This window comes from Luteolibacter sp., from assembly GCF_039920825.1.
In the GTDB taxonomy this organism is placed as follows: domain Bacteria; phylum Verrucomicrobiota; class Verrucomicrobiia; order Verrucomicrobiales; family Akkermansiaceae; genus Luteolibacter.
This window is the reverse complement of record NZ_JBDSCX010000054.1, coordinates 1-13400: the sequence shown is the minus strand read 5'-3', so window position 1 is coordinate 13400 and position 13400 is coordinate 1. Positions and strand designations below refer to the sequence as shown.

Here is a 13400-nt window from a genome sequence, read left to right as displayed (position 1 = left end):
TTGCTCCGGATCGAAGTCAGGATCATAGTCGGGCCATGTTCTCCTCCCCCTTGCGAATCGTCTTCGTCCTCGCGGTTTTCGGGATGGCCATCGCCCGGGGCCAGGCGCCGGCCCTGCGCGTGCAGCCCGGATTGGAAGCCGCGGTGAAATGGAAATGGTCGGTAGTGCCGTCCGGGGAAAAGGAGTGGGGATTTCCGCCCAGCGAAGCGACCACGGATCCGAAACCAGGTGCCGAGGGCGAACCGTCCGGCAAGAATGCCGCAGGAGCACCGACCTCCGCAGTCTCCATCGCTCCGGGAGATTATGAAGTCAAACGCGGCGACGCGCTGGCCAAGATTTCGAAGAAGGCGGGGATCACGGTGGACCAGTTGAAGAGTTTTAACGCATTGCCTGACGACACCATCCACATCGGGCAGGTGCTCAAGATTCCCACGCTTCAGGAATTGTTAGCCATCGTCCCACCACGTGCGGTGCCGGTCGCAGGGAGTGAAGTGAAAGAGGCCAAGAAAGCGCCGCCCAAAGAGCCGTCGGATCCAGTGGCTGAAATGGAAGCCGAAGCGACGTTGTTCCAGGTATTTCTCGATCGGGAAAACTTCACCAGCGGCCCCATCGATGGCAATCGCGGTGCAGTCTTCGAGGAGGCGCTGACCCTTTATCGCGGCATCCATCCGGACCTGGCGACTCCCGAAACGGTGCGGGAGAAGGCCCTCGCCGTGGCGGAGCGTCCGTATACCAGTTATCGATTGAAACGCTCCGATTTCCGCTTCATCGAGGTGTCGAAGGACTCCGGCATGCAGCCGGTAGCACCTCCCAAAACCAAGGGGGCAAAGCCCGGGGCTGCCACCAAAGCACCGCCTCTGCCAGCTCCCACTTACGAAGAACTCGTCGCAGCCACCTTCTCAACCTATCGGACTCCTTGGGAATTTATCGCCGAGAGGTTTCATTGCGACGAAGCGTTTCTCCGGAATCTGAACCCCAGGATCAAGGAACCAGTCGCAGCAGGCATTGAATTCAAAGTCCCTAACGTGATTCCCTTTGAAGTCGAAAACTGTCTCACCGCTCCGCTGCAACCGGCGGCCGATCCAGCGAAACCCGTGACCGCCGCCATCATCGGATTCTCGCGGTTGGAAATCCGGAGAGGCGATCAACTCATCGCCGTGATGCCGGTGTCCCGCGCCCGGCCCGACCTGCGAGGGAAGGGGACCTGGACGGTTCTCGCCGCCATCCCCGCACCGCGACTCGCCACCCGCCAGGAGTCAACGGTTACCCCGAAACCTGCCGCCCCCGGAACTCCGCCACCGCCCGCAGATCCGGTGGCGCCCGCTCTAGCAGCCGACCAGTTCCTCGCCGCCGGTCCGCGAAATCCGGTCGGCATCTGCTGGATCAACCTGGCCAAAGCCAATAGCACCACACCTCTGCCTTACGGTCTTCATGGCACCGCCATTCCCAGCCGCATGAAAACCTACGAAAGCATCGGTGGTTTCCGAATGACCAATTGGGACATCGCCCGCGCCGTCCGCCTGCTGCCCGAAGGCACACCGCTGCATTGGAAGTGAGTCAAAATGTAGCGTCGGTCTGTGACCAACGAGTGCTCAATTATACCACTTTTAGTAGCTTTTCAGAATGTAATAATGGCGCAAAAGCGCTTTTATTATGACCGTTTCCAGTGCTGTTCTAGGTTTTTTTTGTCGTCTTCGACTGTTCAGCGTCAAATTTTTCGATCTTTTCCTCTGCTCTGCCCACCTGTCTTTTTTCAAGTGGCGTGCGCCAAGGTTTCGATAACTATCTCCTGTCGCTGGGCATACTGGATGCCAATTTTTTGAGAAGTGCGTATCCTTCGGAAATAGCTTCACCAAAGGGCAGATCTTCGGGTCTCTTTGCCAAGGCCGAGTAAAGCGTTGCCTTCAACTTCTCATCCGTCATTTGTCGGCCGGCACCGCTCCCGCCAAATGATCTGACGATACCGGTCTCGCTCTGATAGCTGATCCGGATGCTGAAGAGTTGCCAGAAAGCGAGTCTCTCGAGGATTGGTGCATCGGCATACCGGTCGAGAATGTCACAGGCATATTGATACTGATCGCCATCCAGGCCTCCGTTAAGAGGTGCCATCCGATCCCATGCCTCCTGCCGGTCCTTGACTGCGGCGTCAGCCAATGGCACAGAAAATATCGATAGCCGTGCGGTTTCGAGATTTACCCGTTCATGTCTCTCTAGTGGCGGACTTGCCGTGGTACGTTGCTGATCGGCAACCGATTCTACAAAGGTTGGGCTTCCTGAGGTTGCAACATCACTTGAGTTAGTGATAGGTGATTGCGATGGCGGCGTACCGGCCTGATCTTTCTGACGGCAACCGCCAAGAAAAATACCAAGACCGAAAACAGCGGAGAATGACCAATTTAATAGCGTTTTCATGGTGGTGGCGGAAACGTGCTGCTGTTGCCGGGAACGAACGTGGAACCATTGTCAATCCATCTTCCGTTGCCCCGCTTCAATTTGAAAGTCACTTCGGTCAAGCCATAGTCAGAACATAGATACCATTTGGTTCCTATTTGAACCCTTGCAAATTGTCTGAACTGCGCCAACTCGAAGATGGTCGCGTTTGGATTGCTGCTGCCAGTAGAATTCATCAATTCGAAGTTTGGATAATCAGAGTCATTTAAAACGGCGGGTGTGCCCAATGGCAGGTATGGGAATGTCTCGGCACCCAAATCCGGATCGTCGTTACCCTCAATCGGATCCGACGGATATGCCATGATATCAGGGTGTCCAGCGTGCATCAACTGATCGATGCCAGAATCATTTGATCTGGCAACTATTCGGGTCTGTCTCGACGCGTCGAAGCGCAATGTTGCTCCGGGGGAGAGAGAAGCACCGGTCCACGGATGAATTCCCGGCGCGGGGACCGTGGGAGCCTGATTGAAATTGGGAACGTCCGAAGTGAGATTAAACATCTCTGTCGGTTCGCAAACATACCGCCAAATGATTTTGCCACTGAACTTGTAGCCAATTATAGTCGTTGAATTGGGAGGGGCGTCGAAAATTTCCTGCGGCGCCAACATGAGCGGCGTCTGGCCTTGCGTAGAGCTTTGCGCAGAAAGATTCGCCCAGGTCACCCAGACCATCGTGGAGGCGGTCGTTTGGCCGGTGCCTCGGAGGCGGATGGACACGGGATACTTGCCCGTGGCGGATCGGGGGATTCCGGCGGTAGGGGAATTTCCGGAAATGGGAACGGCTCCCACCCATTCCACAAGCTGGTTGGGGTGTTGAGGTGTGATTTGGTCGCCGCTGATCCCATTGGCCGTCAGGATGACCGCATCGGTGGGGGTGGCGCTCTTGGTCGTGACGAAATGCACGGCCTTGCTGTTCGCAAGGTTGGACGGAACGATGTCTCCGATGACGCCCTTCATATTGGCGGCGAAGTCGATGGAGATTTCAAGGCTCTGGAACTCGGCGGTGGCAACAAGGGCGAGTTTCTGGCCAAGGACCTCGGCGTTGAGTTTCAGACTCATCGAGCCTGCTTTGGTGGCTTCGATGTAGTAAGTGGGGCGTGGCCCGGCACCTCCGGTATAATCGCGGGTTTGGAGTTTGTAAGGTAGGGCGACCAACTGTGGCTGTTGGTTCGGAAATGCTTCCCAAAGGCGGACTTTGCCCGCGCCGGTCGCTTCAAGACGATAGATCAGGGATTGTTCGTCCGCTCCCGGAGCGGTGGCCTCGAAGTTCACAGCGATCAGATCGTTTTCCGTCCCAAGTGTCAGGGAAGTCTGCGTCCGGTCTTCCTGCCCGTTTGCGTCGTCGTCGTCGTTGTTGACGAGAATCGCCCCAGGAAAGGTGATCGAGCCGTGAGCCGAAACAGGCCGTATCCAGGACGTTCCGTCTTTCACGGGTGGCGGAAGGTCGCGCCATGGAGTAAGGGCGAGGGTGCCGGGTGCTGCATTCACCTTTTCGTGTTTCCAGGCGATCATGCGACCGGAACCCGCCGGGGGCGCGGGAGCGGTTTCGGGATCGGTGACCTCCTGCCAGAGGAAGACTGCTTTTACCTGTGTGTTTCCGGGATAGACCGGAACGGTGGTTGGAATTGTCCAACCGAAACGGTATTTGCCACCTCGAAGGGAGATTTTAGATTCGTTCTCAACGAGGTTACGCAAAGAGATTGGCGTTTGTGAAACCGGAGTGGCGGCAGTCAACGCGGTTTGAGCGTCGGCGATCAGATTCTGTGTGGTGTAAGGATCGGACAAATCCTGCGTCAGTGTGAATGTGACGCTCTGCTTGCCGGTTGACAAGTAACCGACTGGGGGATTCGGCGGCGTGGCGGGCTCTCCGAAAACGTCCTCCGTACCTTGACCTGTCCGATTGGTCGGTTGCGTGGTAGTCCACTGACCGTTCACCACCTGGTCGTCCCAATACGTCATCGAAAGCGGGTCGCCGGAACTTTCCGAATCGCACGTTTGAACAAGCAGCGAGTTATAGGATGCCTTGTGCCAGGTTTGGGTGGGATAAGGTTTGTCATCATGCGCCCACAGCGAAAATTCATTGAATGTGCTTTGGCTTCCCGCAGTGGTCGTGGATGTCCAGCCTTGTGTCGAACTCCAGGAATACGATTCCGTGTCTGCACGGTGACCATGTTCTTCTTGCCAGTAGAAGAAGAAATCGCTATGGGGAGTTTCCAGTCCGATGTTATAACTCAGGTCCGAAAGCTGCGTCTTGTAAAAATTCAAAACCGGTCCGGTTTCATGCCAGATGGGCGGTCGGGGCAGTTGCGTGAACTGAACAAATCCGTCCTTGTATAGATCGATGGATTTCATGCTGCCCTCGACGGAGGGCGAAGCAACCACCTCGGTTGTCGCAAGGTCGAAATTCCCCGAAAGGTTTTGATAGACCAGAGCCGCCGAAGTGTTGATCCCCCCGTAATTTGCATTGACATCGAACTGTGCCGGGTTCCGAGGGGCGGTAATCCCGTAGTCTGCGAAAAGGATATATGCAACGCGCCTCTCCCATTCGTCGGGCACACCGTCATGGTCGTTATCAACGCTGAGGAGGTATTCCTCAGCATCTGTCACACCGTTTCCATCCGAGTCGGTGTCGGTCACCGAAACGCGCCAGAAAAGTTTGTCCGGAGTGCTGCCGTCGGGCTGGGTGAGCGGGATGCTGTATTGCGTCACGCTGCCGTTGCCGATGAAAGGGTTTCCGAGGGGCTGCCAGCCTCCCACGCCAAGATCGGCGGAATAGAGGAGGGCATATTTTTTGCCATGGATCGTGGGCCAAGTGAGGATGATCGCCTCGGGAGTGATGATCACGGGAGCGCCACCGCCCGGCGGAGTGCCATAAACGGCGGGGATATGAGCGAGATCCGGACGCAAATATCCGTCGGACACGTTGGCTTCGAAAGGATTGGTGCCAGCGACGGCTTCCGTGGCGTTGCTCCAGCCATCGCCGTCGGGGTCATCCTGAGGTAGAAAAGTATCGGGGAAGAGTCCCCCGGAATTGAAATGTCTCTCCCAGACATCGCTCATTCCGTTGTCGTTGGTATCGACGATGGCGAGGGCGGAGGAAACGAGTAGGAGGAGTCCGATAGCGGAGAGGAAAAAACGTTTCATCGGCTTGCCCCTCCTTGTTCTTGGGATGCGGGCTTTTCGGTGCGCCAGTAATTGAGAGTGATGTCCTTGGGTTTGGGCGGGTGGGCTTTCAACTCGGCCTCGGTTTCGATGCGGGCCTTCTCGCGGCCTTGGTAAGCTCTCAAAAGTTCCGCGTATTCCTTGTTATAAAGTTCGTGGAGAGCCTCAATGGGGGCTATATCCTCCGGGGCGGGTTGTTTGCCGACAATTTTGAACGCAGCCTTTTCGTCAGAGAAATCAGGCATGGCCGGAGCGTCGTAAACACTGCCTCCCGCCGTATAAAGGTCGGTCATGCGTTCGATGTCCACATTCCCCCAGCCCATGAGAATTGAATGGGTATCCCCCGTGTTATCGGTGAATGAATTGATCCCCCCGGCGATCAGGGAAAAGTCGGCGGATGACCAGAATGTGATGTCCTCGCCTTTTCCTCCGGGCCAGAAACGGACGAGAGTTCTGGGTGGAGAATTTTTCGAGCGGAATACCGTCGCCCCGATAAAAAGCAGGTCCGATTTGGGATGTTCATTGTGGTATTCGGCGAGTTGTTTGCGGAAGTCCTCATCCGCTCCGGTAGTCGAGGGCTCAACCGGTGCTGGTGGAGGTGGCAGTGCGATGGGTTTGATTTCCCGGATGGTGATCGTTCTCCCGCCCTCCTTCTGAGTGGTGGTATCAACAATGTCCTTCTTGGGAACAATGAATCCTGGTTTGGGCTGGGCTGGCGGCGGCGGCGTGCCGTCGGGAATCGTTCCCAGAATACGGGCGGAGGTGGAAACTTGAACGCCAGACGCAACTGACTCGTCGGGAATCGTGCCATTATCCTGAGAATAAAGCAGCGTGGTTCCTGCGATCAGGAGGATGGGGATTCGGAATATCGGTTTCATGGGAAGGATGGATGAAGTCCTTCCTGGTGGACGGGGAGTGATAAAGTCGCGCACAGACGACCGCAACGGCCTTTAGCTTTTCCCCGAAGAGAGCAGCCTGGACATGCGCCGCCGCCCCCCCGGCCGTTTGGTCGGTTTGGCGGCATCGTTGCGGTCGATGCCGACCGCTGTGCGAAAGGTTTATCAGACCCCGTCCACCAAGGTGGACTGGGTTAGAGAGCGTCAAATTTTGTATTGTGGCAAGACCGAATCAGCCGGATGTTCAAACCTCAGAAATTGACGAACGGGATAGTCGTGGTTGGAGCCACCGGATTGATGGCTCGAAAACGCAGGCGCCATGTCCATGCACGCTGCGGTTGCACCACGTCTGCTTGCATGGACCGGCTCATGGCCCGAGAACGACCGTTTACTTTTCAAGAAATGGGCATTCAGGAAGAAATGCCGCGTGGTGGCTCAAGCCATCGAGGTCATCACGGTGATGATGCCCACGATGAGCACGGCGAGTCCGTTGAGGATCAGGCCGGTCCATGCGGGTCCTTTCGGACCTTTGTTGATGATGGCGACGATTGCGCCGACTGCGGCCAAGCCGTGAATTCCGCCGCCCGCCAATCCTCCCAAAATGGGGAGAAGCAGAGAGTTTTGCCCGTTCTGGTAGCCAAGGGCGGAAACCATTGCGATAACCCCGAAAACAATTACTGCGGGGATGGCTATGAAACCGGCGATCATCGAGATCTTGGCGCAGGTTTTGGCGAACGGGGTGGTATTGGCAGGGACAGGAGGTGGTGTTGTCGGATTCATGAGAATGTTTGTTGAGATGCTTTTGTGGTCGGGTGATCGGGGAAGGACGGCGCGCGACTGCGTCACGTGCCTCACTTGGCTTTTTTCTTTAATTGGCTGGCGGGTCGTCCGACTTCATTTGAAGTAGGACTCCATGTTTCGGCGGGCCTCGCCTTCGTTCTTCACGCGTTGGTTGCGCTGGATGGCTTCCAGCGCCTTGCGGGAGGCTTCCGCCTCTTTCCTGAGCGCTTCCAATTCCTTTTTGTTGTCTCTGCACGAGCAGGTGAATCAACATAAAAGCAGGATCGGGACGAGAATCGCGAAGCGGGGTCGTAGTTTGGTTTTCATGGTTGGGTGTATTTGAGTTCAGGAGAATGGTTTGAAGCCATCGGGCGGATTTTTGTCGCCGGATGGTTCTCGGTTTCACTTTTGCCCGGAAGAAACCGGAGTTTTCGGGGGGAGCACCCGGTGGATCAGTGGCTGAAGCCGAAGGGAAAAATCAGCCGGGACATGCTCACGGACCTTGAATCCAAGCAGCCAGGTTCCGGCGAGGTCTTCGGCGTCAGAGGGTTCCGAGGTTCCGACCGGGGGCGCTCTGTCCACCTTGGCCAGCGCTCCGAGGATTTCCGTAAGTCCGCGATGGGTCCCGTGACGGATTGCGTCGTCGGCGGGAGAAGGGAAGGCTGCGGTATCCAGCTCCTCCAGGATCTCCAAGATAAGTGGAAACCGGGCCATGATGGCATTGATCCGCTGGGCGGTGTTTTCTCTTCGTGAGGCTTGATCCATTAAAGGTCGGGTTGAGTTTGATTTCAATCGGGAGTCCTTGTCAATTAACAAGGATGAAAAATGCTGCGGGTTGATGCCGGATCTGCCAAAAATTCCAGGAATGGCGTCCACCCGGAGCGAAGAATTCGTAAACGTGCTGCTTTTGAAGCTGCGCGACACGCGTCTGTCCCGTGGGGTGAGTCAGGAGCAACTGGCTGCCATTTCCGGGGTGGATCTGGCCGCAATCAGCAGGGCGGAACGTCAGTTGCGAATTCCGTCGCTGGCTTCGATCCGCGATCTCGCCAAAGGGCTTGATCTGGATTTTCCGAAGCTTTGCCGCGAGGTCGAAAAGGCGCTGCGGGACAAATCGGTTTAGAGAAAAACCGGAGCCTCCGGCTGGCTCCAAGAGGCCGAGGCGAGTTGAATTTCAACCGTTGGTGTGGGTTGGAAAAACATCGGATCTTGTTCATTGATGTTTTCAGCACCGGTGGTGCCTTTGGTGAGGGAAAGGATGCGGATGATCATAAGGAGGACTTTCTTGTTCATACACCTACCCAAAAGCCGGGGCCTGACCGGGTCGGCGAAAGCCGACCGGTCGCCACCGGAACTTCATTTTCCCGGTTCAGCTCAAATGGTTTCGGGAACCGTCGGCATGTTCCGGTGCCGCAGAAATCCGGGCCGAAAGCATCGCATCCGCCATGATTTCCTCGAAAATCCTCATGCCCAACTGTCCTTCGACGGCGCGGATGATGGCCGGTCCCGCCAGTTTCGTGAACGCTCCCCGGATTGAATCCGGAAGCGTTTGACCGATATGGCCTGCGATCAGCCGGAAATCGCTTTCCTTCAAAGGATCGAGCAACAACACGTCACTGCGGAATCTTTGAAGAATTTCTGCGCTGATTTGCCCCAACATTTGTTGGCGTGATGGTTCGCTTTGCCCGGAATCCTGATACCCGATCCGGGTAAGATTGCCGGTCCATGCGCGCTGCCAAGCCCCGGCACCGACGATCATTACCCGGTTCCGCAGACGAATCCCGACCCGGTTCCGCGCCTCGTCCTCCCGGTCATCGGACTTTTCCCAGAACGATTCCGAAAGCAGTTCCTCGGCAATCCGGAATCCGTGAGGGACGCGAAAATCGAGCAAATCATGGATTTCCAACCGGATACATTGGGTCCAGTCGCTGATCCCGTCGAGCTTGTCCAACTCGTCGAGGAAGATGATTCCTTCGGGATGCTTGTCGATCCAAGCGGCCAACAGCGGCCATGTCGGACTGCCGCGCCCGCCCATGGGAATCCATGAACTGACGCAAGATTCCCATAAAGGAAGCTGCATCACACTGGCAAGATGCCGGATCAAATGGGATTTTCCGGCACCCGAGGGGCCCGCGATCAGACAGTGGGTGCGGGCGCGGATCGCCATTTTACCCGCTTTGCCGGAGGTTGCGAGCCGTGCCAGCGGGAGCAGATTTTGGAGTAAACGCTCTTGTTGGGGAGACAGGATCATGCGGTGTGAAGGTCGAGTTGAAGGATGGCAAGGTGGCGATGTGGAATTTGAATCGCCCGCCTGGCGATTTCGCGGACGAGGCGTTGCCTGCCCGCTTGCGAGTGCGCGTAAAGCGCGGTTCGACCGAGTTTGTCTTCGGCATATTCCACCCATGGGATTCGGTTTTGGATTCCGTAGGAAGCGGGGCGTCCGTTTTTATCAATGGTTTGCTGGCTTTTCATCACCCTCTCAAATCCGGCTGGGTGACCGGTCCGCCGAAAGGCGGGACGGTGAGAGGCCGTCAAATCAGCCCGCCCTCGCGAAAGGAGTAGTAGGGTTCGCGTCCCGGTGCGCGGGTCCCGATAATCACGTGATCGATGAGTTTGAGCCTGAGAATTTCAGCCCCTTCCGACAGGCGGCGCGTCTGTTTCATGTCGGCCTGGCTGGGTGATGGATCACCCGTCGGGTGGTTGTGGCACACGACAAACCCATACGCGCCGCGCACGATGACGGGCCGGAAAACCTCGCGGGGGTGAACCAGCGCCTCCGTGAGCGTGCCGACGCTGACCATGTTCCAGCCGCAAATTCGCATGCGGGCGGTCACGCAAATGATCACCAAATGTTCCTTTTCCGGTTCATAATCGGGTTCCGAAGCAATCGCCTGCTGATAATACTCGAAGATGCATTTGGGATCGGTTCCATCCTGAAACGCGAGCGAAGGTTTGGGATCGGCCAGTTGTGGCCGGAAATCACGGACGACGAATTTCATGGTTTTTGAAGAGTTGAAAATGTTCTTCCTCCCCGATGCCGGGGAGGAAGGTTGGTCCTGGCTGGCACGCAACATTGGGGTCGCCGCACTTACGCAGGAAGTTCACCGGCGGAGCTTTTCATGGGGCGCGTTTCATCGCCGCATCCGCATCAATTGGTCGGCTTTCGGTTCGAACGGCACCCATTCGCCGGGGAAATAAATCCACTCGTGGAGCTTCCCGGCGATGATCGTGACCACCGTTTCATCGTCCGTTTTTCCTGCCGGATGGTCGGCAAATCCCACTCCGTTGCCGTTGGAATCACGAAGTTTCAGCGGGAATTTTTCACCGTCCCGGGTGCGCTCCGCGAGTTCGCAAAGGAGCCGGGCGGTTTCACCCCGCCAGCCGTTTTCCGGGTCATCGGGGAGGAATGCCGCATTCCCTGTCTGGAATTCAACGCGGATCATGATGGGGAGGAATTGGCCTTTTCCCGGACCCGTTCGATGACCGCGTGATCTGTCGGAGCATCCGGGAACACCGGAATACCCAGCTGATCCGGCATCTCGTTCCATGCCTTCGGGAACGAAAGCAGCGTGTCATGAGCCGTGAAATGCGGGTTGATGTTCTTCGAAACCAGCTCGCGGATTTCTTCGACGGACGCGGCGATATTGAGTGTCGCAGAGCATGCGAAGTTCCCGTAAGCCTCATGATCCACTTGCGGATTTCCCCAATCCGGCACGATCAAGGTGGAGTGAATTTTCACATCCAGATGGAATTCGCCCCGTTTACGGAACCGTTTGAACGTTCCCAGCCGATGTTTTCCACGCGACGCACCGACGTAGGCGGGCATGAACAGCGGTTCGTCCAGCAGTGAGCTAACAGCGATTTCCGCCCGCTGGCTGATCGCGAAATCCGAGCAATGATAGAGTGTGTATTTCTGATTTGCCTGGAGTTGGATACTTTGAATTTTTGTCATCATCCCCTTGGCAACCGTCGATTCGCTTCAAACCCGCAAGGGTTTGAAGTGGCGGATCGATTGGTGGTGTTGGATCAAAAAATCTTTTTTGTAATTTCTGCTTGCTACTGATCCCCGGATATTTTAGGTGAAAAGCGTGACTCGTGAGTGGTTCTGAAAAGAACCTAAAAGGCTTCGACCGACACGAGGGTCCCTTTTAAAGGGTGCGGCATTGCAAGGCCGCATGGTCCGCACGACCAGCTGTAACGCACCAGAGCAGATTCAATTTTGAGAATCGGTCTGGTGCTTTTTTATACACGGCTTGGTCATCGGTTGGGTCTGTTCTGGTGCGGTTTCGCGAAAGCAAAAACCAATAACCTATCCAAAAAAAATGGACACAACCACACCACCGTCACCGACGCCCGCGTCGGCCTCCACCCCTCATATCAACCCTAACCAAAGCGCTGCGGCACCTCCCGCCTGGGAGATTCTCTTGCGGCGTGACGTGATTGAAAACGCGTTGACCGCTGCGCGTGGCCTCGAAAAACTTGGAATTCCGGAAGGACAACAAGCTGAAATCGCCACCGCGTATGCGGAGGAAACGATCTCGAAAGCAGTTGAAAAAATCGTCGCCCGACTCCTGAAATCGGAGAAATCCGTTCTGGATTTCATTCAAAAAACGACGCAATCCATCCGGATTTCGACTTCCAATCTGCTCGCTTTCGCGGCGAAAACCCATGGAATCACCGATTCCAAAGTGAGTGCCGAAGGCCCCGCGCCGGTGGCCGAACCGGTCGAAACCGTGGCGGAATCGCCGGAATCGGATAATCCGACACAACCACTCGATCAGGAGGCGGCAGCCGGATTGTAACCCCGTTAGGGCCAGATTCGCCCCCTCTCAAGGGGGGCGGACTTTTTGTCGAAATGTCAGCGTAGCGGCAAAACCGCGAGGTTTTGGACATTTCGACAAAAAGTCATCTGGTCGAAGACAACCTACTAACCAACACGATCATGAGCAAAAAACCAAAGGGTGACAGCGGGAAGAAAACGCGCAATGGCAAGCGACTTTCGCCGAGCCAAGGCGTAATCACCAGCATGGCACAGGTATCACATTTGGACGGCATGTCCGAAAAACATTTCGCTGACGTGGCCGACGCCCGGCGGCAGAGGTCGCCCGAAGAAGTCAAAGTGGATCTGGCAGAGGCCGCGCTTATCGAAGTCTACTACAAGGGGACGGGTCCCCGTCCGGATCTGGTCACGAACATTTGGTTCGGGGATTGCGGTGCGGGCCACATGGCTCCGGATGGTCATGACGGATCGCCCGTCGTGATGCCCGGAGCTGAGTGGCAGGATCTCGTCGGGCGGGCCGACACTTCCCGGAGGGAGTGGCGGGACGCGGAGGGCAAGAAGCGCCAGTCCGCCGTGGACCGTGAAATGAGCGGGCAGTTGCGCAAGATCTTCGCGAGACTGCCGCCGTGGCTGGCGGTCGAGGCCGGAAAGGAAATTTCCCGCGAGCAGGTGGTAGCCGCCGCCACCCAACTGGCAACCGAGTTCCAGAAGGAAACCGGACGCCGGGTGATCGCGGCTAATATCCACGTCGAGAGCAACCATGACGTTCACGTTCACCTGACCCACACCACACTGGTCCCCGTCAAGTCCGACAAGGGCAAATACACCTCCGATTATCTGGCCAAGCTCCTGACCAAGCAGCGCGGTGTGGCAAGGGCGGCGTTGTTGGAGAAAAACCGTGTCAAACCGTCCCTCAAGGAAGTCCGTGCCGAGTTGGAACGGTTGTGGGAATCCGGGACGTTGGAAAACCCCAATGGCAACAAAGCGTTTTACCAGCGGTTGATGCGTCCCAAGGATGCCCGCCATTATCTGAATTCAATGGGTCAAGCGTATTGCTCCAAGACCACCCTGTGGGAGGCCGACGGGCGCTCGAAGCGCGTCGCCAAAGTCAACGAACAGGACAAGGAGCATCACTTCACGTTTGACGCGGTCGTGGTGGAGGCCGCACGGCGGGCGGAGCTTGCCGAATCGCCGAAAGGAAAACAGTCGGGTCCGGAAAACATCCACATCGACTATTGGTTGGCGAAGCGTTGGACCCATGCCATCAACTTGCGGCTTTCTCCGGACACGCAAAACCGCGCCAAGGAATCCGCCAAGGATTACATCGAGCGGTAC

Annotated in this window: 15 protein-coding genes; 4 read left to right on the top strand and 11 right to left on the bottom strand. The window is 56.6% G+C overall.

Features of this window, described 5'->3' with window-relative positions; translation table 11 throughout:
- Positions 1-35: 35 nt before the first annotated feature.
- Positions 36-1556: a LysM peptidoglycan-binding domain-containing protein gene (locus ABIQ96_RS17085; RefSeq protein ID WP_348215836.1), complete on the top strand. Its 1521-nt coding sequence runs from the start codon at positions 36-38 to the stop codon at positions 1554-1556.
- Between the two features lie 226 nt (positions 1557-1782).
- Here ABIQ96_RS17085 and ABIQ96_RS17080 read toward each other — a convergent pair whose 3' ends face one another.
- The 5 genes from ABIQ96_RS17080 to ABIQ96_RS17060 all read right to left on the bottom strand — a co-directional run bounded on the left by ABIQ96_RS17080 (position 1783) and on the right by ABIQ96_RS17060 (position 8053).
- Complete coding sequence (locus tag ABIQ96_RS17080; RefSeq protein WP_348215835.1) at positions 1783-2412, bottom strand: hypothetical protein; 630 nt, start codon at positions 2410-2412, stop codon at positions 1783-1785.
- Complete coding sequence (locus tag ABIQ96_RS17075) at positions 2409-5594, bottom strand: hypothetical protein (RefSeq protein ID WP_348215834.1); 3186 nt, start codon at positions 5592-5594, stop codon at positions 2409-2411. Before ABIQ96_RS17075 ends, ABIQ96_RS17080 begins: the two co-directional genes overlap by 4 nt.
- On the bottom strand, positions 5591-6490 hold the full coding sequence (locus ABIQ96_RS17070) for a hypothetical protein (RefSeq protein ID WP_348215833.1): 900 nt from the start codon (positions 6488-6490) through the stop codon (positions 5591-5593). Before ABIQ96_RS17070 ends, ABIQ96_RS17075 begins: the two co-directional genes overlap by 4 nt.
- Before the next feature lie 453 nt (positions 6491-6943).
- Entirely contained in the window at positions 6944-7288 is a 345-nt protein-coding gene (locus tag ABIQ96_RS17065) for a hypothetical protein (protein ID WP_348215832.1), read from the bottom strand.
- A gap of 402 nt (positions 7289-7690) precedes the next feature.
- Entirely contained in the window at positions 7691-8053 is a 363-nt protein-coding gene (locus ABIQ96_RS17060) for a hypothetical protein (protein ID WP_348215831.1), read from the bottom strand.
- Positions 8054-8153: 100 nt separating this feature from the next.
- Here ABIQ96_RS17060 and ABIQ96_RS17055 point away from each other — a divergent pair, with 100 nt between their 5' ends.
- Positions 8154-8408: a helix-turn-helix transcriptional regulator gene (locus ABIQ96_RS17055; protein ID WP_348215830.1), complete on the top strand. Its 255-nt coding sequence runs from the start codon at positions 8154-8156 to the stop codon at positions 8406-8408.
- Here ABIQ96_RS17055 and ABIQ96_RS17050 read toward each other — a convergent pair.
- The 6 genes from ABIQ96_RS17050 to ABIQ96_RS17025 all read right to left on the bottom strand — a co-directional run bounded on the left by ABIQ96_RS17050 (position 8405) and on the right by ABIQ96_RS17025 (position 11240).
- Positions 8405-8557 (bottom strand): hypothetical protein, encoded by a 153-nt coding sequence (locus ABIQ96_RS17050; RefSeq protein WP_348215829.1) that lies wholly within the window; start codon positions 8555-8557, stop codon positions 8405-8407. The two genes, ABIQ96_RS17055 and ABIQ96_RS17050, sit on opposite strands and share 4 nt — an antisense overlap.
- Positions 8558-8654: 97 nt before the next feature.
- Positions 8655-9536 (bottom strand): AAA family ATPase, encoded by an 882-nt coding sequence (locus ABIQ96_RS17045; RefSeq protein ID WP_348215828.1) that lies wholly within the window; start codon positions 9534-9536, stop codon positions 8655-8657.
- Positions 9533-9757, bottom strand: coding sequence for a hypothetical protein (locus tag ABIQ96_RS17040; protein WP_348215827.1), 225 nt, complete (start codon positions 9755-9757; stop codon positions 9533-9535). Before ABIQ96_RS17040 ends, ABIQ96_RS17045 begins: the two co-directional genes overlap by 4 nt.
- Before the next feature lie 59 nt (positions 9758-9816).
- Positions 9817-10284, bottom strand: coding sequence for a JAB domain-containing protein (locus ABIQ96_RS17035; protein WP_348215826.1), 468 nt, complete (start codon positions 10282-10284; stop codon positions 9817-9819).
- Between the two features lie 132 nt (positions 10285-10416).
- Entirely contained in the window at positions 10417-10728 is a 312-nt protein-coding gene (locus tag ABIQ96_RS17030; RefSeq protein ID WP_348215825.1) for a hypothetical protein, read from the bottom strand.
- Positions 10725-11240, bottom strand: a complete 516-nt coding sequence (locus ABIQ96_RS17025) for a hypothetical protein (RefSeq protein ID WP_348215824.1) — start codon at positions 11238-11240, stop codon at positions 10725-10727. The genes ABIQ96_RS17030 and ABIQ96_RS17025 overlap by 4 nt, the downstream gene beginning before the upstream one ends.
- 367 nt (positions 11241-11607) lie before the next feature.
- On the opposite strand from ABIQ96_RS17025, the gene ABIQ96_RS17020 reads away from it, so the two are divergent.
- Together ABIQ96_RS17020 and ABIQ96_RS17015 are read left to right on the top strand one after the other, a co-directional pair.
- Positions 11608-12087, top strand: coding sequence for a hypothetical protein (locus ABIQ96_RS17020; protein WP_348215823.1), 480 nt, complete (start codon positions 11608-11610; stop codon positions 12085-12087).
- Positions 12088-12227: 140 nt separating this feature from the next.
- The coding region (locus ABIQ96_RS17015; RefSeq protein WP_348215822.1) for a hypothetical protein at positions 12228-13400 on the top strand (1173 nt) is incomplete at its 3' end.

Bases quoted from the DNA above. Each gene is read 5' to 3' on its own strand.
- ABIQ96_RS17035 (WP_348215826.1), bottom strand. From the start codon at position 10,284: ATGAAATTCGTCGTCCGTGATTTCCGGCCACAACTGGCCGATCCCAAA.
- ABIQ96_RS17070 (WP_348215833.1), bottom strand. From the start codon at position 6,490: ATGAAACCGATATTCCGAATCCCCATCCTCCTGATCGCAGGAACCACG.
- ABIQ96_RS17085 (WP_348215836.1), top strand. From the start codon at position 36: ATGTTCTCCTCCCCCTTGCGAATCGTCTTCGTCCTCGCGGTTTTCGGG.
- ABIQ96_RS17075 (WP_348215834.1), bottom strand. From the start codon at position 5,594: ATGAAACGTTTTTTCCTCTCCGCTATCGGACTCCTCCTACTCGTTTCC.
- ABIQ96_RS17020 (WP_348215823.1), top strand. From the start codon at position 11,608: ATGGACACAACCACACCACCGTCACCGACGCCCGCGTCGGCCTCCACC.
- ABIQ96_RS17040 (WP_348215827.1), bottom strand. From the start codon at position 9,757: ATGAAAAGCCAGCAAACCATTGATAAAAACGGACGCCCCGCTTCCTAC.
- ABIQ96_RS17065 (WP_348215832.1), bottom strand. From the start codon at position 7,288: ATGAATCCGACAACACCACCTCCTGTCCCTGCCAATACCACCCCGTTC.
- ABIQ96_RS17050 (WP_348215829.1), bottom strand. From the start codon at position 8,557: ATGATCATCCGCATCCTTTCCCTCACCAAAGGCACCACCGGTGCTGAA.
- ABIQ96_RS17055 (WP_348215830.1), top strand. From the start codon at position 8,154: ATGGCGTCCACCCGGAGCGAAGAATTCGTAAACGTGCTGCTTTTGAAG.
- ABIQ96_RS17080 (WP_348215835.1), bottom strand. From the start codon at position 2,412: ATGAAAACGCTATTAAATTGGTCATTCTCCGCTGTTTTCGGTCTTGGT.
- ABIQ96_RS17030 (WP_348215825.1), bottom strand. From the start codon at position 10,728: ATGATCCGCGTTGAATTCCAGACAGGGAATGCGGCATTCCTCCCCGAT.
- ABIQ96_RS17045 (WP_348215828.1), bottom strand. From the start codon at position 9,536: ATGATCCTGTCTCCCCAACAAGAGCGTTTACTCCAAAATCTGCTCCCG.
- ABIQ96_RS17060 (WP_348215831.1), bottom strand. From the start codon at position 8,053: ATGGATCAAGCCTCACGAAGAGAAAACACCGCCCAGCGGATCAATGCC.
- ABIQ96_RS17025 (WP_348215824.1), bottom strand. From the start codon at position 11,240: ATGATGACAAAAATTCAAAGTATCCAACTCCAGGCAAATCAGAAATAC.